This window comes from Methylobacterium sp. GC_Met_3, from assembly GCF_026540775.1.
Taxonomy (GTDB): domain Bacteria; phylum Pseudomonadota; class Alphaproteobacteria; order Rhizobiales; family Beijerinckiaceae; genus Methylobacterium.
Genome location: NZ_JALNUL010000011.1, coordinates 34,829 through 56,110, shown reverse-complemented (window position 1 = coordinate 56,110; position 21,282 = coordinate 34,829). Strand labels below are relative to the sequence as shown.

Sequence of the window (21,282 nt, the reverse complement as noted above, 5' to 3'; positions counted from 1 at the left end):
GAACCCTCACAGTTTAAAGCGCTTTTCCCTCCCCCTCACAGGGAGGGGTCAGGGGTGGGGGTGGCTCAGGATGAGGCGCAATGGTGCCTCCTGCGACACCCCCACCTCCAACTCCTCCCCGCAAGGGGGAGGAGAGGGCCTCTCGGCCAGCGAAGCGTGAATGTCGTACCGTCTGCGGGGGGAGGCGCGCGAAACGAACGGCCCGGCACACGCAGCGGCCCATCGCCCCCTGTCCGGAACCCCGCCGGGGGCGTAGAACTCCGCCCATGCCCGCTCGACAGGCCGTCTTCACCATCACCCGCGGTGTCCCGTTCCTGCCGACGTTGGCCGAGGCGCTGCTCTCCGGCCAACTCGTCGGGCCGGTGGCGAGCGATCCGCTGGCGCTGGCTGCCGTCACCCTCTACCTGCCGACCCGCCGCGCCACCCGGGCGCTGTCAGCCATCCTGGCCGAACGACTCGGCCGCGATGCCCCCGGGCAGGCTACGCTGCTGCCCCGGATGATCCCGCTCGGCGAGGCCGACGAGGCGGAACTCGACCTCGCCGCCGAGCCGCTGCTGGAGGCGAACGCCGATCCGCTCAGCGCGCCGATGGCCCCGCTGGAGCGCCGGCTGATCCTCGCTCGCCTTGTCCAGGCCTGGGCCAGGACGGTGGATCGCACCCTGCTGCCGCTGGACGCCGAGGTGCCGTTCCTCGTCCCGTCCTCCCCGGCCGACGCCATTGGTCTCGCGGGCGACCTCGAACGGCTGATGGACGCGCTCACCGTCGAGGGCTTGCCCTGGTCGGAGATCGGCGCCGCCGTGGAGGCCGAGTATTCCCGCTACTTCGGCCTGACCCTCGATTTCGTGAAGATCGCCGCCGAGAACTGGCCGAAGCTGCTCGCCGAGCGGGGTCTCGCCGATCCCGTCGCGCGTGCCCGCGGCCTGATCCTGGCGGAAGAGCGGCGCCTGTCGCGCGGCGTCACGCAGGATCCGGTGATCGTGGCCGGGTCGCTGGGCTCTGTCCCCGCCACCGCCCGGCTGATCGCCGCCGTGGCGAAGCTGCCCCGGGGTGCCGTGGTGCTGCCCGGTCTCGACCTCGACCTCGACGTGGCCGGCTGGGACGGTATCGACACCGGCGAGGGGTTTTCGCGGATCATCGCCCACGGCCACCCGCAGGCGGTGCCGCACCGGCTGCTCGGGCCGGACAATCTGAACCTCGCCCGCAGCGAGATCGTCGCCCTCGGCGAACCCGATCCCGGGCAGGCGGCCCGGGCCGCCCTGTTGTCGCAGGCGCTGCGGCCGGCCGACACCACCGACGCCTGGGCGGCGCTCGATCCGTCCGAGCGCGACACCAACGCCCGCCTCGGCCTCGACGGGCTGGCGCTGGTCGAGGCCGCCGACGAGCGGGAAGAGGCGCTGATCGCCGCCGTGGCGTTGCGCGAGGCCCTCCAGACGCCCGGTGCCACCGCGGCCCTGGTCACGCCGGACCGGGGCCTCGCCGGCCGGGTGGCGGTGGAACTGCTGCGCTGGGGCATCGTGGCGGAGGATTCGGCGGGCCTGGCGCTGGCCGGAAGCCCGGCCGGACGCCTGGCGCGGCTGGCCGCCGAACTCGCCGCCGACCTCGCACGCAAGCAGGCGGACGCGATCCCGGCCCGACTGATCGCGCTGCTCTCGCATCCCATGGTTCAGCTCGGCCTGCCGCGCGCCGACGTGGTCCGGGGCGCGGCGGCCCTGGAGATCGGCCTGCTGCGTGGCCCGGTCCCGGCGCCGGGTTTCTCGGGGTTGCGCAATGCGCTCGCGGCGGAGCGCGCCGGGCCGCCGGAGCACCGGCCCCGGGCCAAGCGACGCCTCAAGGACATCGACTGGGACCTCGCCGCCGACCTGCTCGATCGGCTCGACCACGTGTTCGAGGATTTCCCGGGGCCGGACGGCGCGGGGGATTGCGATCTGGTGACCACGGCCGCCCGCCACCGCGAGGCGTGCGACCGTCTGGTGTCCGGGCCGGAGGATGCCCCGCAGACGGAGTCGGATGGCTCCCTGTCCTGCCTCGACGCCCTGTTCGACGACCTGGAACTGGCCGAGCCCGGTTTGATGCCTGGCCGGTTCGACGATTACGCGACCTTCTTCACGTCGCTCGCCCGGGAGCGGGTGGTCGCCTGTTCGGGCGAGGCGCCTCATCCGCGGCTGCGCATCCTCGGCCTGCTGGAGGCGCGCCTGCTCTCGGTGGACCGCGTGGTGCTCGGCGGGCTCGACGAGGGGGTCTGGCCGGTGCGCACCCTGACCGACGCGTTCCTCAACCGGCCGATGCGCGAGCGGGTCGGCCTCAACCCGCCCGAGCGGCGGATCGGCCAGATGGCGCACGACTTCGTGCAGGCTTTGGGCTGCCGGGATGCAGTGATCACGCGGGCGCTGAAGCGCGAAGGCGCGCCGACCGTGCCGTCGCGACTGATCCAGCGTCTGCGCGCGCTGGCCGGGGATACGAACTGGGACGCGGTGCTCGTGGCGGGCCGCCGTCTCGCCGGCCTCGCCGCCCGGCTCGACGCAGCGCCGGTGCAGCCGAGGTTGAAGCGGCCCGCGCCGAAGCCGGATCCGGCCCTGTTCCCGCGTTCGCTCAGCGTCACCGAGATCGAAACGCTGGTGCGCGACCCCTACAGCATCTTCGCCCGCCACGTCCTCGGGCTCGATCCCCTGGACCCGCTGGCGGCGGCGCCGGGCGTCGCCACCCGCGGCTCCCTGGTCCACGAGGTCTTCGCCGAGTTCGCCCGCCGCCATCCGCGGGACCTGCCCCGCGATGCCACGGAGCGGCTGTTCGCTCTCGCGTTGAACGCCTTCGCGGAGATTGAGGCGGAGTATCCGAACCTCTACGCCGAGTGGTGGCCGCGCTACCAGCGTATGGCCGGCGCCTATCTGGACTGGGAGGCGCAGCGCCGGCCCGGCCTGACCCAGATCCATCCGGAGGTGTCGGGCCGCTGGGTGATCCCGATGGGTCGCGAGAGCTTCACGCTGCGCGCCCGGGCCGACCGGATCGAGCTGCGCCCGGACGGCAGCGCCTGCATCGTTGACTACAAGACCGGCGCCCCGCCCTCGGCGAAGATGATCTTTTCGGGGTTCTCGCCGCAGCTGACCCTGGAGGCGGCGATGCTGATGCACGGCGCCTTCGCGGATCTGCCGAAGGTCAAGACGCCGCCCGACCTGCTCTACATCCACGCCTCGGGTGGCCGGAAACCCTTCCTTCCGTTGCCGGTCAAGCCGCCGCGCGGCGAGGCGCGCGACGTCGCCGCGATCGTCACCGAGCATGCCGAGCGGCTGCGGGACCTGATCGCGCGGTTCATGACCGGGGACGCGGCCTACACGGCCCGGCCCTATCCGCAATACGCGAGCAAGTACGGGTCCTACGACCATCTCGTCCGGGTGCTGGAATGGTCGCTCGCCGGGGATGAGAGCGGGGAATGAGCCGCCGTTCCCCCGAATCGCGGTAGGATCAGGGTCGGCCCGGGTTGCGGTTGCGGGAAGGCTGGCCCGGCGCTGCTCCTGGCCACCCGATGCACGCCGGAGCGGTTCGATGACCGAGGTGAACCCCCTGACCGATCCCACCGCCCGGGCGCGATCCTCCGGGACGGGCGCCGCGCCGCAGGGCGGGTTCGGGGCCCTCGTCCCGGAGCTGTATGTGACGGATCTCGATGCGAGCCTGCGTTTCTGGTGCGGATTGCTCGGCTTCGCGATCGCCTACGATCGCCCGGCCGCGCGCTTCGCCTTCCTGACGCGCGGCGCCGCGCAGATCATGCTGTGCCAACGCAACGGCAGCTGGGAAACCGCCGCGCTGGACTATCCGCTTGGCCGAGGCATGAATCTGCAGACGATGATCGAGCCGCTGGATCCGGTCCTCGCTGCGCTTGAAGCCGCGATCTGGCCGCTGTTCGAGGCGCCGAGCGAGGCTTGGTACAGGGTCGGAGACGCGGAACACGGCCAGCGGGAATGCCTCGTGCAGGATCCCGACGGGTATCTCGTCCGCCTCGCGGAGAATCTTGGCACTCGCGCATCGGCACGGGGATGAGGCGTTCACGCCGCGGGTCCGGCCGGCACTCACGACCTTCTTCCCTGTCGGTCTGAGCTACACGGATCCGAGGCACCCCGCTGATGACGGAGCGCGACAGTCTCCCTCTCCCGCACGGGAGAGGGGACCCGTGTCTCATTCTGCCGAAGGTCGAGGCCGCTGAGACATCAAACCTGTGTCGACCTCACCCTTCTCAGGCGCGGTGAGCGCGTGTCGGCCGGCGATGCGTCAACGCCGAGCTCGCACGAGAGAAGAGCCCATCCGCTCCTCAAAAGAACGCCTGCAACCCCGTCTGCGCCCGGCCCAGGATCAGCGCGTGGACGTCGTGCGTGCCCTCGTAGGTGTTGACCGTCTCGAGGTTCTGGGCGTGGCGCATCACGTGGTACTCGCCCATGATGCCGTTGCCGCCGTGCATGTCGCGGGCCGTGCGGGCGATATCGAGCGCCTTGCCGCAATTGTTGCGCTTGACCAGTGAGATCATCTCCGGGGCCATCCTGCCCTCGTCCATCAGCCGCCCGACCCGGAGCGAGGCCTGGAGGCCGAGTGCGATCTCGGTCTGCATGTCGGCGAGCTTCTTCTGGACCAACTGCGTCTGCGCCAGGGGCCGGCCGAACTGCTTGCGCTCCAGCGTGTAGCTACGCGCCCGGTGCCAGCAATCCTCGGCGGCGCCCATCGCGCCCCAGGAGATGCCGTAGCGCGCCCGGTTGAGGCAGCCGAACGGCCCCTTCAGCCCGGAGACGTTGGGCAGCAGCGCGTCTTCGCCGACCTCGACCCCCTCCATGACGATCTCGCCGGTGGTGGAGGCGCGCAGGGAGAGCTTGCCCTTGAGGGTCGGGGTGGAGAGGCCCTTCATGCCCTTTTCCAGGACGAAGCCGCGGATCGCGCCCTCATGGGCCTCGGACTTGGCCCAGACCACGAACACGTCCGCGAAGGGCGCGTTCGAGATCCACATCTTGGCGCCCGAGATCCGGTAGCCGCCGTCGATCTTCTCCGCCTTGGTCTTCATGCCGGCCGGATCCGATCCGGCATCGGGCTCGGTCAAGCCGAAGCAGCCGATCCATTCGCCCGAGGCGAGCTTCGGCAGGAATTTCTGGCGCTGCGCCTCCGAGCCGTAGGCGTGGATCGGGTACATCACGAGGGAGGATTGCACGCTCATCATCGAGCGGTAGCCGGAATCCACCGCCTCGACCGCCCGCGCCACGAGACCGTAGGCCACGTAGGAGGCGCCCGCACAGCCGTATTCCTCTGGCAGGGTGACGCCCAGCAGGCCGAGTTCACCCATCTTCCGGAACAGGCCCGGATCTGTTTTCTCGGTGGCGTAGGCCTCGACGATCCCGGGCAGGAGCTGTTCCTGCGCGAAGCTCTGGGCGACGTCGCGGATCGCCCGCTCATCCTCGGTGAGCTGGTCCTCCAGCAGGAAGGGATCGTCCCAGACGAAGGCCGCCGAGGCCGGGGCCGAGGGGGAGGCGCTGCCCGGGGGGCGCATCGGAGCGTTCATGGGGATCCTCGCCTGCAGGGTTGCGTGGAGCCTCTCGGGCTCGCGCTTGGCGACACAGTAGACCCGCACCGGCCGTCGTCCAACGCGCGCGGTGACGCCGGGGCGCCGCCGTCACGCCCGGCCGAGGAGCATCAGCCAGGCCAGGGTCGTGAGCGGCGCCAGCAGGGTGGACACCAGCACGGAGGCCGCCACCATTCCGGTCTCGGTCCGGTAGCGGGCCGCCAGCAGGTAGGCGTTGATCCCAACCGGCATGGCGGCGAACAGCGTGGCGACCCCGGCATAGGCCGGCGGCATGTTGAAGACGTGGAAGGCCAGCACCCACACCGCCAGCGGGTGCAGGATGTTCTTCAGCAGCGCGATCACCAGCGCCCCCTTGAGATCGAACAGAACCCGGTAGCGCTTCAATCCGGCGCCGAGCGCCACCAGCGCGCAGGTCGAGGCGGTGCCCGCGAAGGCATCGATCAGGGATCGGACCATCCCGGCGGGGGTGACACCCAGGCTCTTCATGGCCATGCCGACGAGGAGCGCCACGAAGATCGGATTCTTCAGCAGCACCAGGGCGAGGCCCCGGATCCGCGCCAGGATCGGCAGGCCGGAATCGGACTCGATCAGGAACGTCGCGCTGCCCATCATCAGCGGCAAATGGACGGCGAGCAGCATGAACAGCGGGAACGCGCCGTCGTCGCCGTAGGCCTGGAGGATCATCGGCACGCCGACGAACACGGTGTTCGATTGGCTGGCCGCGAAGCCGTGCAGGATCGCGCCCCGCCGCTCGATCCCGGCCCGCCGCCGGGCGATCAGCGTGCCGACGAACCACGACAGGCCGGCCCCGCCGAAATACGAGACCCAGTAGGACCACGCCACGGTGCCGCTCATGCCCGGCTTCGTCAGCGTCGCGATGATCAGCGCCGGCACGGCGACCGCGAAGACGTATTCCGACAGGCCATCGCTGACCTTGTCGGAGAGCAGTCCCGCGAGCGCCGCGATCCAGCCGATCAGGACGATCCCGAAGATCGGGGCGATGATGGCGAGGGCGTTCACGGATGCGGGCGGCGCGTTGAGGGGCTGGACTTCGGCCCATAGCACGCGTTCACCGGCTTGCGCGTCGGCGCCTGATGCATGCGCGGGTGTGCGGCCTACTTGCCGTCCAGCACCTTCAGGGGGTTCGTGCGCTGGGTCGCCGGCGGCTCCTTGGTGAGGTTGGCGCCGCCTTCCCGCTGCGCCTTCACGTCCCGCGGTGACCCGGGGCCGCCGACGGCCGCGCCGCCGTCGTTGCTCTGGGTCGGGACCGTGCCGGAGGCGAGTTCCAGGCAGGTCACCATCTCGACGTAGGAGGGATAGCCGCCTGCCTTGAACTGGTTCTGGCACTGCCGCTTGGCCGCCGGGGTGTAGTTGCCCCAGTGCCGCGCGGCCTCCTTCTTGGCCTCCCGCTCCGAGCGAAGGCAGCCGTCGTAATTGGCCTGATCGCTGATCGACGTGTTGGCGACCTGCGCCGAACGGCAGGTTTGCTCGACATCGAGATCCGGGACAGCGTCGGCTCGGGCAGGTCCGGCGATGACGCCGAGCAGGAGGGCGGCAAGGGCGGAGGACGTCGGCTTCATGGTGGTCGTGACTCGCGAGAGAGGGAGGCCCGCGGAAGGCTACCCGTTCAGAACGCGCCAATCTGCCTTTCGGCACCCGCCAGCGGCAACGGCGCCGCGCGGATGTCCGTGTCTGATCGTCCGACGCACCGGAATCCGGCGATGCTGTCCCATCTGGACCGATGCCAGCCGGCGGAGATGCCGGATGCATCAATAATCAATCTAGCTTGTAATGTAGATATCAGTCAATCGAGATCAATCATTGAGCGATGCGATGGCATGATCTTAAAGAAATCGTTCGATAAAATATGAGCTTTCATGTTGCAAAAAACTGGAACGCAGGCCGGTATTGCCCTATGGCATCACGTGAATGTCAGGGGAGCGAACATGATGAGGGTCAATACGATCAAGGGGCGGCTGATTGTTCTGCTGACCCTGCTCGGAACCCTCCTGCTGGCTTCCGTCGTGATCGGTCAGCTGGCCCTGTCCAGCAGCAACGACAGTCTCCGGTCGGCGTACGAGGATCGCGTGGTGCCGCTCAGCCAGTTTCTGGGCATCCGTGAGGCCTACGACCGGATCGTCGACGCTTCGCGTGAGGCGCGGGAACAGGCCGCTAAACCCCAAGAGGCCGCGGGCCGCATCGAGGCCGGCTTGGCCAACCTCAACCAGCAATGGGCCGCTTATCTCGCAACCAAGCTCACGCCGGAGGAGAAGCGGCGGGCTGCCGCCATGCAGGCGCAGATCGATCGGAACGCGGTGATCGTTGCCGGAATCCTGGAGCGGCTTCGCGCAGGGAACCTCGACGGCTACAGTGCGGCACATCTCGGCCTCAACCAGATGATGGCGCCGACCGTCGCGGCCCTGTCGAAGCTGACGGACCTGCAACTCCGGGCGGCGCGCGCCGGGTACGAGGAGGCGCGGGAGGCGGCGTCTCGGGCCAGACTGATCCTGATCGCCTTCCTGGCGGCGGCGGCCCTTGCCCTCCTCTTCGGCCTGCACACCGTGCTGATCCGGGTGATCCGTCCCCTCGATCACACCACTGCCCTGATGGGCCGGCTGGCGGCCGGTGATTTGACCGCGACCGTCACCGGAGGACAGCGGCGGGATGAGGTCGGCGCGATGATCCGGTCCGTGCAGATCTTCAAGGATGCGATGCTGGCCAGACAGGCGGCCGACGAAGCCGCCGCCGTCGAGACCGAAGCCAAGACGCGTCGGGCCGCTTTGCTCGATCAGATCACCACGCGCTTCGAGGATACGATTTCGGCTTTGACCCGGAGCTTGGCGGAGGCCGCCGGCGACATGGAGGTCACTGCCCGGACCATGGCGGGCGTGGCGGATCAAGCCACGCAGCAGGCCGTGACGGTGGCGGGCGCGGCCGAGCAAACCTCCGGCAACATGCAGACCGTGGCATCCGCGACCGAGGAGATGGTCGCCTCCGTGCAGGAGATCGTCGAGCAGGTGACCCGCTCGGCGCAGATCGCCGAGCAGGCGGTCGAGGGCGCGACGCGCAGCGGTGCCACGGTCCGCCGGCTGGCCTCCACGGCTGGCCGCATCGCCACCTTCGTGGACGTGATCGCCAACATCGCCAGCCAGACCAACCTGCTGGCGCTGAACGCGACGATCGAGGCGGCGCGGGCGGGCGACGCCGGGCGGGGCTTCGCGGTGGTCGCCGGCGAGGTCAAGGAACTGGCCGAGCAGACCGCGAAGGCCACTGGTGAGATCGGTGAGCGGATTGGTGAGATCCAGAGCGCCACCGACGAGGCGGTCGTTGAGATCGAGGCGATCAGCCGGATCATCGGCGAGATGTCGAGCTACGCGACCGCTGTCGCCGCAGCGATGGATGAGCAGGGCGCGGCGACCCGGGAGATCACCCGCAACGTGCAGGAGGCGTCCTGCGGCACCGAGGACGTGACCCGGAACATCGCGGGTGTCCGCGAGGGGGCGAGCCGGACCGGCGAGGCCGCCGCCCAGGTTCTGAGCGCCGCGCAGGGCCTGTCGCGGCATTCCGAAAGTCTGACGCAGGAGGTCGGCACCTTCCTCGGCAGCGTGAAGGCTGCCTGAGCGAGCGGGGCGGGAGGGATCTGCCAGATCCTGCGCTCCTGGGATGTTCGGCGAATCAGAGGCGACTTACCGGGGTCATCCTGGCGCATCCCTGTCCCGGGCACATGGAGCGTGGGCGGAATGTGACCTGGGATCCAGCGTGAGACGGCGTGAAGCGTCGATATTCGGTGCCGCTGCGCTGCGCTTTGGGTGCTGGGTCCCGGATCGCCTTCCACTGCGATCCCGGCGTCCGGGAAAGCGGCGCGCTTTGTGAGGCCGATGTCGTGGAACGCTTGGCCTCAAACACTGGGACGGCGCTGCCATCCACTCCGTCTCCGGCTCAAGAAGTGTTGCGTCCAGGCTGATCAGAGACCCGTGTGACCCGCGCGCAGCGCCTGATCCAGATCCGCGTACAGGTCGTCGGTATCCTCGATGCCGGTGGACAGGCGCAGCAGGTCCGTCGGGCAGGGGCTGCCCGGACCCTCGACCGAGGCGCGATGCTCGATCAGGCTCTCGACGCCTCCGAGCGAGGTGGCGCGCTTCCACAGCCGCACGCGCGCCGCCGTCGCGATGGCGCCGGCCTCGCCGCCCGCGATCCGGATCGACAGCATGAAGCCGAACCCGTCCCGCATCTGGCGGCGGGCGACCGCATGCCCGGGATCGTCGGCCAAGCCCGGGTAGAGGACGTGGGTAACTAGTGGGTGCCCGCGCAGGCGCTCGGCGAGCCGCAGGGCGCCGGCGGACTGCGCCGCCGCCCGCAGGTGCAGGGTGCGCAGCGAGCGCATCAGCAAGTAGGCCTCGAACGGCCCGAGGATGCCGCCGCTGCCGGCGCGGATCCCGCGAATCCGCGCCCAGAACGCGTCGTCCCGCGCAGCCGCCAGCACGCCCGCCACCACGTCGGAATGACCGTTGAGGATCTTGGTGGCCGAATGCATCACGAAGTCGGCGCCGAGTTCGAGCGGGCGCGTGTGCACCGGCGAGGCCGCGGTGGAATCGACCGCCAGTCGGGCGCCGGCCGCATGGGCGATCTCGGCGGCGGCGGCGATGTCGGTGACCGTCCAGAGCGGGTTGCCGGGCGTCTCGATCCAGACGAGCTTGGTCTGTCCCGGCTGGACCGCGCCGCGAAGCGCTTCGGTATCGTCCGTGTCCACGAAGGTCAGGCTCAGCCCGCGCCGGGGCGCCTCCTCGCGCAGCCAGCGCTTCAGCGCCCAGTACATGACGGTGCCGGCGACCACGTGATCACCCGGTTCGAGGGCGCCGAACACCGCGGTCGCCGCCGCCATTCCGGAACCGAACAGCAGGGCGCCGGCTTCGGCCCCCTCCAGCATCGCCAAGACGGATTCGGCCTCGCGCACCGTGGCGTTGTCGGGACGGGCGTAGCAGTAGCCCGAGCTGTAGCCGTTGTCGGGGTCGCGGATGAAAGTCGTTGCGACGTGGAGCGGCATCACCACGGCCCGGGTCTCGGGCTCGATCCGGCCCATAGCCTGGGCGGCGAGGCTCTTTCGCGCGAAAGCCGGCGTTCCGTCGGGCTGTGTATCCGTCGGTGCCTGCGGCGCGTAAGGCTGTGTCATCTGGCGATTCTCGGCGGATGGAGTGGGGCGCGTGCCACGGGCCGCCGCCTTCGACAAGCCGCACGCCCCGGAGACCCACACGATGACAGCCGCCGCCACACAGGTCCCCGAAGGCTCCGCCCTGCCGCGCTGGCTCAGGCTCGCGGCGGCGATCCTGCCGATCGCGGTGACTGCGGTGATCGGCTCGGTCTCGACCCAGGCCGAGATCCCCGGCTGGTACGCGAGCCTGAACAAGCCGGTGTTCAACCCGCCGGACTGGGTTTTCCCGGTGGCCTGGACGATCCTGTACACGATGATCGCGATCGCGCTCTGGCGGCTGCTCGGCGCGATGCCGCGCACCGGGCCGAGCTGCAAGGGCTGGTGGCTGGCGCTCGCGGCCTTCCTGGTCCAGATCGCGCTCAACGCCGCGTGGACGCCGGTCTTCTTCTCCGCCCACGCGATCGGCGCCGGGCTGATCGTGGTTGCGATGCTGCTGGTGATGGTGCTCTGGACCATCCGGCTGACGTGGCGGTTCGACCGGCTCGCGGCCTGGCTCCTCGTGCCCTACGCCGTCTGGGTCGCCTTCGCGACGCTGCTCAACGCCGCGATCCTGCGGATGAATTGAGCGATGCCTGCGCGCCTAATCAGTGCAGCCCCTTGGTCAGCGCTACGATTGCGCCGACGACCACGATGGTCTGAAAGCCGATCGCGGAGAGTACCCATTTCAGGATCTCGTACCGCGTGTCGGCGATCTCGGTTCTGATTTCAGACCTGACGAGGGCAATCTCCGCCTTCAGATCGGACCGGACCAGAGCCATTTCGGTGCTGAGATCGGATCGAACGAGGGCAATCTCAGCGGTCAGATCGGACCGGACAAGAGCGGTCTCCGCTTTCAGATCGGATCGGATCAAAGCGGTTTCGGCACTGAGATCGGACCGGATCAAAGCGGTCTCAGCGCTGAGATCGGACTTCGTCACGAGGGTCGTCAGGTCGCCCTCGCGCGCATCGCGAATCACACCCGTGACCGCGTCGACCTGGACGTCGGAAAACCCGGCCGCCTGCAGCTTCCGTGCGATCGCCAGAGTATCGAGCGAGACGAGGCTCATGGAATCGAGCATAGCACGCGCGGCTCTGCTTGGCAGGTGCTTTGCCGCCGAGCCGCGATGCTGTCAGGCTTCGCCGCTTGGGTTTTCCTCACCGGCCGGCCGGCCGTCGTCGCGGGCGCGGTGGAGCAGGAAGATCGCGAACACCATCGTGAGGATCAGCCCCGCCAGCACACCCAGCTCGATCATTGAGGCCTGGAACAGCGCCTGTTTTTCGGGGGACCAATCCTTGGCGTGCATGATCTCCGACGATTGGAGGGTGATGACCAGAACCCGCCGGATCGAAGCGATCAGCCCGACGATCAGGAACGGCTCGCAGGTCAGCGTGCCCGACTGCATCGAGACGCGCACCGTATGCAGGATCTCGATCAGCATCAGCAGGAACAGCAGCCGGTCGACCACCTCCAGGATCTGCTGTGCGCCGCCGAGCGCGCGCAGGGCTTCCCAGGTCAGGCCGGCGGCGTCGATCAGCGCCACCAGGGCCGTGAGCGCCAGCAAGAGCCCGAGCGCCGCGTAAATCGCATGTTCGGTGTGCATGAAGATCGCGCTGGCGACGCGCGTCAGGCGACCTTGGTCTTCGGAATGGTCTGACATCGTTCCCCCTGGAAGATGCCGACAACATAAGCTTCTGGCGCGCGCGTCCAGTGCGTGAGTGTCGGACGGATCAATCGTGATCGATCACGGCCTCGGGCCGCCGTTCCGGGTGGTCGGTGTTCAGTGGAAGAACGGCAGCGCGTGCGGCGCGAGATAGCCGAAGCCGAGGAGCGCCGCACCGGCCAGCCCCAGGAAGCCGCCGGCGAAGACCAGGATCGCGATCCCGGTGATCACCTCCGCGGAGGCCAGCACGATACCGATCTGGAACGCCGCGGAGGCGAGCTCGTAATGGTGATAGCGCAGCAAGGCGAGATCGCGCCGGCCTTCGGAGGCCTTGGCCTTCTCGGACAGTTCCTTGCGACCCTCGCCGGTCGACGGCTCGGAATCCCAGCGTGCCAAGGTCTTGGCCCATTCGGCGCGCTTGGCCGCGATGGCGTCCTGGTTCGGACCGGGTGGCACGAGCGCCAGCGCCTCGTCGGCGGTCTTGAGCACCGTCGAGCGGATCGTGCGGGCCTGGAAATAGGCCCATTGATTGGCGGCCTCGACATTGGACCCGATCGAGTCCGTCTGCGATGCCTTGCCCAGGGTCTCGCTGAAGGCGAGGAACAAAGCCAGGATCGAGATCAGCAGCGCGACACGCTTGTTCGAACCCTCGACCGCCCCATGACCACCCGACATCGCTACCCCGTTCCGTGTTCGATTCGCCGGCGGGAGTCACAGCGCATCGCGGCGCGGTGCGCAATGCGGATCGCCTATTCCGCGGCGATCCGCGGCGGCGCGGGACGCCCGTCATTGGCCGGATGCGCCGGATCGAACGCCATTGCATCCTCCGGATCGTCCCGCTCGCCCACGAAGCGGCCGAACAGCCGCTTCAGCAAGCGCGAGAGATCGTCCATCAGCACGAAGATCGCCGGCACGAAGACCAACGACAGCACCGTGGAGACGATCAGCCCGCCGATCACCGCCACCGCCATGGGCGCGCGGAACTCGCCGCCGATCCCGTAGGCCAGCGCGGAGGGCACCATCCCGGCCGCCATGGCGATCGTGGTCATCACGATCGGCCGGGCGCGCTTGCGGCCGGCGTCCACGATCGCCTCGTTGCGATCGACCCCGGCGCGGATCTGCTCCACGGCGAAATCCACCAGCATGATGGCGTTCTTGGTGACCACGCCCATCAGCATCAGGATGCCGATCACCACCGGCATCGAGATCGGCATGTGGCAGATCAGCAGCGCCAGGATCGCGCCGCCGATGGAGAGCGGCAGCGAGAACAGGATGGTCAGCGGCTGCAGGAAGTTGCCGAACAGCAGGATCAGCACGCCGAACACCATCATCAGCCCGGCGCCCATGGCCAGCGCGAAGCCCTCGAAGACCTCGCCCATCACCTCGGCGTCGCCGGTCTGGCTGATCGTCACCCCGGGGGGCAGGTTCTTCGCAGCGGGGAGATTCATCACTTGGCTGATCAGCTCGGCCAGCGCGTCCGTGCCCTGCATGTCGCCTTCGAGGGCGACACGCACCGCGCGGTCGTAGCGGTCGATGCCGGTCGGCCCCTGGCCGAGGCTGATATCGGCAACGGTGGCGAGCGGCACGGCGGCCCCGCCCTTCACCGGAACCTTCAGCGTCTCGAACTCGGAGAGCCGGCCGCGCAGGCTCTCGGGGAGCTGCACGCGGATGGGGATCTGCCGGTCGGTGGCGTTGAACTTGGCGAGGTTCATGCCGATGTCGCCGATCGTGCCGACCCGCACGGTCTCGGCGATCGTGTCGGTGGAGACGCCCAGATCGGCCGCCACCGCCGGCTTCGGCCGGATGCGAACTTCGGTGCGATCGAGCGGCGCCGTCGACATGACGTTGACGAGGTGCGGAATCTGCGCCGCCTCGCGCTGAAGCCGCGCGGCGACATCGGCGACGACCGCCTTGTCGGGGCCCGCGATGATCAACGCCAGATCGCGCTGCCCATTCTCACGCAGCGCCCAGAAGCGGAGATCCGGTTCCTCACGCAGGATCACGGCGATCTCGGCGTCGACCTGCTTCTGCGTGCGGTGGCGGGTGTTCTTCGGCGTGAGGTTGATGGTCAGCGTCGCGAGCCGCACCTCCTTCTTGCCGGGCAATTGCCGGCCGCCATCCACGAACACGCTCTTCACCTCGGGCAGCGCCCGGATCTTCTGCTCGATCGCGTCGCTCAGCCTCACCGTATCGGGGAGCCGGGCGCCGGGCGGCAGTTCGAGGACGAACAGCGTGCGTGCCTGATCCTCGGCCGGCAGGAAGCCCGCGGGCAGGAGACCCGTGGAGGCGATGGACGCGGCGAAGCACGCGATGCCGAGCACCAGCGTGATGAACTTGTGTCGCACCGACCACGCCACGAGGCGCGTGTAGCCGCGCATCACGACCCCGTCCCGCTCGTGGTCCGGCCCGTGGTCGCGCAGGAAGTAGGCGGCCAGCAGCGGCGTGATCAGCCGCGCGACCAGCAGCGACATGAACACCGCCGCCGCGATGGTCAGGCCGAACTGCTTGAAATACTGCCCGGCGATGCCGCCCATGAACGACACGGGCGAGAAGATCGCCATGATGGTCGCCGTGATCGCGATGACCGCGAGCCCGATCTCGTCGGCGGCCTCCAGGGCGGCGCGATAGGGCGATTTCCCCATCCGCATGTGGCGGACGATGTTCTCGATCTCGACGATCGCGTCGTCCACCAGGATGCCGGTGACCAGGGTGATCGCCAGGAGGCTGACCGCATTCAGCGAGAAGCCCAGCGCGCTCATCACCCAGAAGGTCGGCAGGACCGAGAGCGGCAGCGCAACCGCGGCGATCAGCGTCGCGCGCCAGTCGCGCAGGAACAGCAGCACCACCACGACCGCGAGGATGGAGCCCTCGATCAGGCCCATCATGGCCGAGTGGTAATTGCCGATCGTGTTGACGACGCTGGTGTCGATCAGGTCGAAGCGGACGTCGGGATTGGCCGCATGCAGCGCCGCGATCTTCTTGGCCACACCCTCCGCGACAACGGCGTCGCTGGCACCGCTCGCCCGGGAAATCGCGAAGGCCACCACCGGCTCGCCGTTGAAGCGTGCGAAGGTGCGGGGCTCCTCGGCGGTGTCCGACAGGGTCGCGAGCTCATCGAGGCGGACCTTGCGGTTACCCGGCACCACGATGGAGGTCTTGGCCAGCGTGTCGAGGCTCCCCGAGGCGGCGAGCGCGCGGATCGACTGCTCCTGGCCGCCGACCTCGGCCCGGCCGCCGGCCATGTCGGCCGAGGTCAAGCGGAGCTGCCGGTTCACATCGGCTGCGGTGATGCCCAGCGCCAGCAGCCGGTCGGGCTTCAGGGTGACGCGGATCTCGCGGGCGACGCCGCCGAGGCGCTCGACGCCGCCTACGCCCTTCACGCTCTGCAAGCCCCGGGCGACCACGTCGTCCACGAACCACGACAGGTCCTCCGGCGTCATGGCGGGCGCGGAGGCGCCGTAGACCATGATCGGCAGGCCGGCGATCTCGACGCGCGAGACGATCGGCTCGTCGATGGTCCGCGGCAGGTTCTGGCGGATCTTGGCGATGGCGTCCTTGACGTCGTTCGTCGCGCGATCCTGGTTCACCTCCAGCCGGAACTCGATCGTGGTGGTGGAGATGCCCTCCGTGATCGTCGACAGGATGTGCTTGACGCCCTTCACGCCCGCGATCGAGTCCTCCACCCACTTGGTGACCTGGGTCTGAAGCTCGGCCGGCGCGGCGCCCGATTGGGTGATCGTCACCGAGACAATCGGGATGTCGATGTTCGGGAACCGGGTGATCGGCAGGGCGCGGAAGCTCACCAGCCCGAGGATCATCAGGACGAGGAACAGCACCACCGAGGGCAGCGGCTTGCGGATCGCCCAGGCGGAGACGTTGAGGCGCATGGATCGGTCCTACCGCGGGTCCGCGTCGGCCATCGGGGCGGCCATGGGGGTATTGCTCGGCGACGGAACGGCGCGCACCCGGTCGCCGTCGCGCAGGAAGCTGCCGGCGCGGGCCACCACGCTCTCGCCCGCGGCGACGCCCGAGCGGAGTTCCGTGAACCCATCCGCCGACAGGCCCGGGGCGACCGTCCGCGCTTCGACGCGGCCGTCCTTCACCACCAGCACGCTGGCCCGGCCGTCAACTGCGTAAAGCAGGCTGGAAACCGGGACCGCGATACCCGTGCGGCGCGCCACCTCGACGCTGCCGCGAGCAAACGCACCGATGCGCAGGGCCGGATCGTCGCCGAGGCGGATGCGGACCTTGCCGAGGCGGGTCGCGCGGTCGACCTCCGGATAGACGCGGCGCACCTTGCCCTGGAGATGCCGGCCATCATCCAGATCGAGGCTCGCCGGGTTGCCGACCTGGATTCGCGCCAGCGAGGTTTCAGGCACCTCGCCCTCCAGTTCGATCTCGCCGCGGGCAATCAGCCGGAACAGGGGCTCGCCGACCGCCGTGGCGGTGGCGCCGATCCGGGCGGTGCGACGGTTGACGACCCCGGCCTCCGGGGCCCGGATATCGGCGCGGGCACGCCGCAGAGCGATCTCGGAGCCGGCGGCCCGGGCGGTGGCGAGGTCGGCCTGGGCCGATTGCACCCCACCCTTTGCGGCGGCGAGGCGGCCCTCCGCCCCCTGCGCCGCCGAGACGCGCTGCTCCAGCACGGCCGCGGTGGCGTTGCCGGTCTTGGCGAGCGACTGAGCGCGTTCCAAGGCCTGCTTGGCCTCGACATTGGCGGCCTCCGCCTGGACGATCTGGCTCTGAGCCTGGACGATCGCCGCCTGGGCCCGGGCGATCGCCGCCGCGTTCGAGGCTTCCTGGGTGGCGAGCATCTCCAGGGACAGCCGGGCGAGCACTTGGCCCTTGGTGACGCGGTCGCCCTCCTCGACGAGCAACTCGGTGATGCGCAGCCCTTCGACCTCGGGGGAGACCAGGATCTCGTCCCGGGGCACCAGCGTGCCGGTGACGATGGCCCGCTCGACGATCTCGCGGCTCTCGGCCGGAACGACGGTGACCGCGGGGGCAATGGCGGCGGCATCGGGAACGGCGGCGCTCTCGACGGCCAAAGCCGGTGCCGAGGCGAGAACCGCGAGCCCGCACAGGAGGCCGAGGCGATACGCACGCCAACGGAAAGATGTCACGACGGGGGCCTCACGGTCGGCGCTCGATTGGTTACGCCACTCCCTCGCTGAGTAGGTCGGCGATTTCATGGCGCAGGGTCTTCGACGCAGGCGAGTATAGCGCCTGCTCAAGAGGCCGTCGCCGGACCACGCGCCGCATGAGGTGGGGCGACGAGACCTAGCGCTTTTCCAACGGATTGCCTGCAACCCGCCGCGAACCGCGGCGTTGTCTCAACAATGGTTCTCTCGTCGCCGGAGAAGGTTCGATGAGTATCTTTCAGATCAAGCAGACGAAGAGCGGCGCGGTGCTCTGGACCGGCGCTGCCAACGACGAGCAGACGGCCCTCGACGCCATGGCGCGTGAGGCCGGATACCGGGATTTCTCTGCGGTTCCGGACACGATCCGGGCCGACGGGATCGAGGCGTCCAAGCTCGACCTGATCTCGTAAGATCCGGCATCGAGCCCCGTCGCGCCGAACAGGCGTCTGCCGATCCGGCAGGCGCCTTTTTCATGCGCGCTCGAACGACGCAGCCAGCGCATTGATTGCTGCGGCACAGTCGGCCACAGCGGTCGAAGCGTGCAATCGGCCGATCGCCGTCGGATCGAGGGCGAGCCCCGCCCGGATCAGATCCGGCCATGCCGAGGCCGGCGGCCAGCCCTCGTGCACGATGGCGGCGCCGAGCCGGGCGAGGGCGGCAGCCTTTTCGATCTGCTCGCCGTAGGCCCGCATCTCCGGCAGGCAGAGGAACCGTCGGGCATGGGCCGCCGCCAGGGCCACGACGCCGTCGCCGCCGCCGCCGATCAGCAGGTCCGCTCGGGCGATCCAGTGTTCGACGTCCGAGACCCAGCCGTGCAGGTACAGGTTGGCGGGGGTCGGGCCGGTGCCCGAGACCGGTCCGAGGACGTGCCAGAATCGGTCGGGCACGGACCGCGCTGCCGCGGCGAGGGCGGACAGGTCGCCCCCCGCGCCACCGCGCCCGAACACCACCACGATGTCGCGGCTCGCCGCGGGGGCGGCCTGGGCCGATCCGCCGAGGAAACCCGCATAGTCCGTCTTGGCGCGGACCCAGTCGGGCACGCTCGCGCCGTCCAGCGCCGCGGGAAACGGTGCGAGCAGCCGGTTTGCACTCCGAAACGCTTCGAGATGTGGCTGGTCGGTCCGGGTTCCGGCGAGCCGCACCACCAGCGTCGGCACCGAGAGCAGGCGCGCAAACAATGCGACCTCCACCGAGACATCGACCACGAGGAGTGCCGGGTCGGTTCGCGCCGCCCACTCGGCGATCCGCGCCATGCGGGTCCGGAGCCCGGGATGGTTCAGGGGTGCGTAATGGAATGCCCCCGGCCGTTCGGCCGCGCCGTCCCGGCCCTCGAAGGTTGCGGCGCCGAGCGGCCGGTCGTCGGGCAGGTCGAGGCTGTCGAGCCCGGCGGTGTCGAAGCCGGCGAGGGTGCCGAGGATCGTGCAGGGCCGGGGCAGGGCGGCGGCCACGGCCCGCGCCCGCTGGAGATGGCCGGCGCCCTGATGGTGGACGTACCAACCGATGCCGCGGGTCACGCGGCGTCCTTCAGCGACAGGGCCAGGCTGTCGAGGTCGGCGAGCGCCCGGTCGAGGGGGCATTCCCGCGCCGGCGGACTGCGTGATTCGAGGATCCGGTCGGCGCGCTCGACGAAGGCGATGTCGTTGGGGCATTCGCCGATCGCCGCGAGGTCGTCGGCGCCGAGGCCGAGGCGCGCGCAGGCGGCGGCGCGGGCCGGTGGCTGGAGATGGAAGGCCCGGCGCAGGGCCGCCCGGCGCAGGATCAGCGCCTGCCAGTGGGCGGCCTCCGGCAGCAGATAGGCCTCGCCGTTGAGAACGCGGGCGCGGCGGGCCATCTCGGTGGCCATCCCGCCCGAAACCCGGCCCTGGTGCCGGGCCGAGACCAGCACGCGTACATCCGGAGAGTGGCGCAGGCGGGCACCGTGGGCGCGCAGCAGCCCGACCAGCGCGTTGTCCTCGCCGCAGGGGAGCGGCGGCAGACCGCCGACCGCGCGGTAGAGCGCCACCGGAACGGCGAGGCTGGCGCCGGTATGGTCGCCGTGGCGCGGGGCGGGGTCGTAGGGCGGCGGATCGAGCAGATCCTCCAGGCGCCGGACCCCGGACCAGTAACGCTCGATCCGGGCGTGGAGATCGGCAAGCCGGGGATCCGCATCGCCGTCTTCGTCGATCACGAGGCGGCCGCCGACGACGTCCGCGTGTTCGAGCGCCCGCAGGTTCGCCGCAACCCAGTCGGCCGGCAGGCGGGCATCCGCGTCGGTGGTGAGCAGAACCCCGTCCCGGACGCCATCGTGTGTGAGCCAGTCCGCGCCCGTCTCGAGCGCCATGCGGCGCGCGGTGCCGACATGGGCGTCCGCCCCGGAGAGAACCGCCTCGATCAGCCGGATCTCCAGCGCCGCCCAAGCGCCCGAGGCCTGCCCGGCCCGGAGAGCCGCGATTGTCCCATCCGTGCAGTTGTTGGCCAGGACGACGACGCGCAGCCGCGTCGCCAGCCCGGTCTGACCGTCGAGCGACGCGAGCAGGAGCGGCAGGCGCTCCGCCTCGTTCCGCGCCGGGATGCAGACGACGCAGCGGGAGAGATCGGGCCGGCCGCTCATCTCAGCCTCGCCCGCCCGCGACGCGCAGGGTCGGCCGGGCCCGCTCGGCGCAGCGCGCCATGACCGCCTCGTAGGCTTCGAGATAGCGCGCGGTCATGGCGGTGGCGTCGTAGAGCGCCTCGGCCCGGTCCCGGCAGGCGCGCCGCGACAGGCGGGCGGCCTCCCGGATCGCCACGGAGAGATCCTGCGCGTCGTCCGGATCGGCCAGGCGGCCACATTGCGCATCGAGGATGTCGGGCATCGCGCCCCGGCGGAAGGCGGCCACCGGCGTGCCGCAGGCCAGCGCTTCCGCCACCACGAGGCCGAACGGCTCCTCCCAGCGCGGCGACACGATCGCCACCCGGGCCCGGCCGAGATGATGGGCGAGATCCCGGTGCGAGAGATGGCCGAGATGCGTCAGGTCCGGCCCGAGCCGCGGCGCGATCTCGGCGTCCCAATAGGCCGGGTTGAGTTTCGGCCCGGCGAAGACCAGCGGCAGGCTGGCCGCCCGTGCGGCGTCGATGGCGAGGTGCAGCCCCTTCTCGGGCACGATCCGGCCGGACCAGAAGGCGTAGGGCGGCGCGTCGGCCGCCGCGTTGTAGGCAAAGTTCGAGAGATCGACGCCGTTATCGACCACCTGCGCGTCGGGGACGAGCGTTGCCCATTCCTGCGCCAGGGACGGCGAGACCGCCAGGAACGCCATGTTGGGATCGGCCTGGACGATGCCGCGCACCAAGGCCTCGAAGGGGGGCGTGTGCAGCACCGTGAGCCAGGGCAGGCCGAGCCGGGCGCTCTCTTGCAGGGGTAGGGCGTGCAGGGCGTTGTTGTGCACGAGGTCGAACCCGCCGGCCGCGACCATGTCCATCATCCGCCGGTAGGCATCGTGCTCGGCGCGGTCGATCGCCTCCTCGCGCTCGGGGTCCAGCAGCGCGTCCCCGGTGGGGTCGCAGAGCGTCACCGGGTCGAGCGCCGGGTCCGAACCGCGGCTGGCGAACAGGGTCACATCGTGTCCGAGCCGCTTCAGCGCGACGGTCAGCAGGTGCGTGTGCATCTCCAGACCGCCGGCATAAGGCTGGCCGATCGGGTATTTGAGATGTGCGAGGACAGCAATCTTCACGCGCGCACCAACTCTGATAGGGTAGGGATATCTACCGATCACCGCGAACTGGAAG

Annotated in this window: 17 protein-coding genes; 5 read left to right on the top strand and 12 right to left on the bottom strand. The window is 69.9% G+C overall.

What is annotated here, in order from left to right; all coding sequences use genetic code 11:
- Window positions 1–266 precede the first annotated feature (266 nt).
- A complete protein-coding gene (addB, locus tag OXS27_RS15480) occupies window positions 267–3,431 on the top strand; it encodes a double-strand break repair protein AddB (RefSeq protein WP_267357254.1) in 3,165 nt (1,054 codons plus the stop codon).
- Between the two features lie 109 nt (window positions 3,432–3,540).
- Entirely contained in the window at window positions 3,541–4,032 is a 492-nt protein-coding gene (locus tag OXS27_RS15475; protein WP_267357252.1) for a VOC family protein, read from the top strand.
- 268 nt (window positions 4,033–4,300) lie between these two features.
- On the opposite strand, the gene OXS27_RS15470 is transcribed toward OXS27_RS15475, so the two are convergent.
- The 3 genes from OXS27_RS15470 to OXS27_RS15460 all read right to left on the bottom strand — a co-directional run bounded on the left by OXS27_RS15470 (window position 4,301) and on the right by OXS27_RS15460 (window position 7,131).
- On the bottom strand, window positions 4,301–5,530 hold the full coding sequence (locus tag OXS27_RS15470; protein WP_267357250.1) for an acyl-CoA dehydrogenase: 1,230 nt from the start codon (window positions 5,528–5,530) through the stop codon (window positions 4,301–4,303).
- A 111-nt stretch (window positions 5,531–5,641) separates the two neighbouring features.
- Entirely contained in the window at window positions 5,642–6,571 is a 930-nt protein-coding gene (locus OXS27_RS15465; protein WP_267357357.1) for an AEC family transporter, read from the bottom strand.
- A gap of 95 nt (window positions 6,572–6,666) precedes the next feature.
- A complete protein-coding gene (locus tag OXS27_RS15460; protein ID WP_267357248.1) occupies window positions 6,667–7,131 on the bottom strand; it encodes a hypothetical protein in 465 nt (154 codons plus the stop codon).
- A 366-nt stretch (window positions 7,132–7,497) separates the two neighbouring features.
- Here OXS27_RS15460 and OXS27_RS15455 point away from each other — a divergent pair, with 366 nt between their 5' ends.
- On the top strand, window positions 7,498–9,171 hold the full coding sequence (locus OXS27_RS15455) for a methyl-accepting chemotaxis protein (RefSeq protein WP_267357246.1): 1,674 nt from the start codon (window positions 7,498–7,500) through the stop codon (window positions 9,169–9,171).
- Between the two features lie 344 nt (window positions 9,172–9,515).
- Here the strand turns inward: OXS27_RS15455 and OXS27_RS15450 are convergent, their stop codons facing one another.
- Window positions 9,516–10,721 (bottom strand): aminotransferase class V-fold PLP-dependent enzyme, encoded by a 1,206-nt coding sequence (locus OXS27_RS15450; protein ID WP_267357244.1) that lies wholly within the window; start codon window positions 10,719–10,721, stop codon window positions 9,516–9,518.
- Between the two features lie 82 nt (window positions 10,722–10,803).
- Between OXS27_RS15450 and OXS27_RS15445 the strand changes: the two genes are divergently transcribed.
- Window positions 10,804–11,325 (top strand): TspO/MBR family protein, encoded by a 522-nt coding sequence (locus OXS27_RS15445; protein WP_267357355.1) that lies wholly within the window; start codon window positions 10,804–10,806, stop codon window positions 11,323–11,325.
- 19 nt (window positions 11,326–11,344) lie between these two features.
- Here OXS27_RS15445 and OXS27_RS15440 read toward each other — a convergent pair whose 3' ends face one another.
- The 5 genes from OXS27_RS15440 to OXS27_RS15420 all read right to left on the bottom strand — a co-directional run bounded on the left by OXS27_RS15440 (window position 11,345) and on the right by OXS27_RS15420 (window position 17,592).
- Window positions 11,345–11,818 (bottom strand): coiled-coil domain-containing protein, encoded by a 474-nt coding sequence (locus OXS27_RS15440; RefSeq protein ID WP_267357242.1) that lies wholly within the window; start codon window positions 11,816–11,818, stop codon window positions 11,345–11,347.
- A 51-nt stretch (window positions 11,819–11,869) separates the two neighbouring features.
- On the bottom strand, window positions 11,870–12,397 hold the full coding sequence (locus tag OXS27_RS15435) for a phosphate-starvation-inducible PsiE family protein (protein WP_243918287.1): 528 nt from the start codon (window positions 12,395–12,397) through the stop codon (window positions 11,870–11,872).
- Between the two features lie 120 nt (window positions 12,398–12,517).
- Window positions 12,518–13,075 (bottom strand): DUF4337 domain-containing protein, encoded by a 558-nt coding sequence (locus OXS27_RS15430; protein WP_243918284.1) that lies wholly within the window; start codon window positions 13,073–13,075, stop codon window positions 12,518–12,520.
- Window positions 13,076–13,149: 74 nt separating this feature from the next.
- Window positions 13,150–16,287: an efflux RND transporter permease subunit gene (locus OXS27_RS15425; RefSeq protein WP_267357238.1), complete on the bottom strand. Its 3,138-nt coding sequence runs from the start codon at window positions 16,285–16,287 to the stop codon at window positions 13,150–13,152.
- A 9-nt stretch (window positions 16,288–16,296) separates the two neighbouring features.
- Window positions 16,297–17,592 (bottom strand): efflux RND transporter periplasmic adaptor subunit, encoded by a 1,296-nt coding sequence (locus OXS27_RS15420; protein ID WP_267357237.1) that lies wholly within the window; start codon window positions 17,590–17,592, stop codon window positions 16,297–16,299.
- Window positions 17,593–17,768: 176 nt separating this feature from the next.
- On the opposite strand from OXS27_RS15420, the gene OXS27_RS15415 reads away from it, so the two are divergent.
- Complete coding sequence (locus tag OXS27_RS15415; RefSeq protein ID WP_244007172.1) at window positions 17,769–17,951, top strand: hypothetical protein; 183 nt, start codon at window positions 17,769–17,771, stop codon at window positions 17,949–17,951.
- 60 nt (window positions 17,952–18,011) lie between these two features.
- On the opposite strand, the gene OXS27_RS15410 is transcribed toward OXS27_RS15415, so the two are convergent.
- Genes OXS27_RS15410 through OXS27_RS15400 form a run of 3 tightly spaced genes read right to left on the bottom strand, consistent with a single transcriptional unit; the run spans window position 18,012 to window position 21,227 of the window.
- Window positions 18,012–19,055, bottom strand: coding sequence for a glycosyltransferase (locus tag OXS27_RS15410; protein WP_267357232.1), 1,044 nt, complete (start codon window positions 19,053–19,055; stop codon window positions 18,012–18,014).
- Window positions 19,052–20,131, bottom strand: a complete 1,080-nt coding sequence (locus OXS27_RS15405) for a glycosyltransferase (protein ID WP_267357230.1) — start codon at window positions 20,129–20,131, stop codon at window positions 19,052–19,054. The genes OXS27_RS15410 and OXS27_RS15405 overlap by 4 nt, the downstream gene beginning before the upstream one ends.
- Window position 20,132: 1 nt before the next feature.
- Window positions 20,133–21,227 carry a glycosyltransferase family 4 protein gene (locus OXS27_RS15400; protein WP_267357228.1) on the bottom strand — a complete coding sequence of 365 codons (1,095 nt, stop codon included), beginning with the start codon at window positions 21,225–21,227 and terminating at the stop codon, window positions 20,133–20,135.
- Between the last annotated feature and the right edge of the window lie 55 nt (window positions 21,228–21,282).

Coding starts and splice junctions, on each gene's coding strand:
- addB (WP_267357254.1), top strand. CDS start 267: ATGCCCGCTCGACAGGCCGTCTTCACCATCACCCGCGGTGTCCCGTTC.
- OXS27_RS15475 (WP_267357252.1), top strand. CDS start 3,541: ATGACCGAGGTGAACCCCCTGACCGATCCCACCGCCCGGGCGCGATCC.
- OXS27_RS15470 (WP_267357250.1), bottom strand. CDS start 5,530: ATGAACGCTCCGATGCGCCCCCCGGGCAGCGCCTCCCCCTCGGCCCCG.
- OXS27_RS15460 (WP_267357248.1), bottom strand. CDS start 7,131: ATGAAGCCGACGTCCTCCGCCCTTGCCGCCCTCCTGCTCGGCGTCATC.
- OXS27_RS15455 (WP_267357246.1), top strand. CDS start 7,498: ATGATGAGGGTCAATACGATCAAGGGGCGGCTGATTGTTCTGCTGACC.
- OXS27_RS15450 (WP_267357244.1), bottom strand. CDS start 10,721: ATGACACAGCCTTACGCGCCGCAGGCACCGACGGATACACAGCCCGAC.
- OXS27_RS15445 (WP_267357355.1), top strand. CDS start 10,804: ATGACAGCCGCCGCCACACAGGTCCCCGAAGGCTCCGCCCTGCCGCGC.
- OXS27_RS15440 (WP_267357242.1), bottom strand. CDS start 11,818: ATGCTCGATTCCATGAGCCTCGTCTCGCTCGATACTCTGGCGATCGCA.
- OXS27_RS15435 (WP_243918287.1), bottom strand. CDS start 12,397: ATGTCAGACCATTCCGAAGACCAAGGTCGCCTGACGCGCGTCGCCAGC.
- OXS27_RS15430 (WP_243918284.1), bottom strand. CDS start 13,075: ATGTCGGGTGGTCATGGGGCGGTCGAGGGTTCGAACAAGCGTGTCGCG.
- OXS27_RS15425 (WP_267357238.1), bottom strand. CDS start 16,287: ATGCGCCTCAACGTCTCCGCCTGGGCGATCCGCAAGCCGCTGCCCTCG.
- OXS27_RS15420 (WP_267357237.1), bottom strand. CDS start 17,592: ATGAAATCGCCGACCTACTCAGCGAGGGAGTGGCGTAACCAATCGAGC.
- OXS27_RS15415 (WP_244007172.1), top strand. CDS start 17,769: ATGAGTATCTTTCAGATCAAGCAGACGAAGAGCGGCGCGGTGCTCTGG.
- OXS27_RS15405 (WP_267357230.1), bottom strand. CDS start 20,131: ATGAGCGGCCGGCCCGATCTCTCCCGCTGCGTCGTCTGCATCCCGGCG.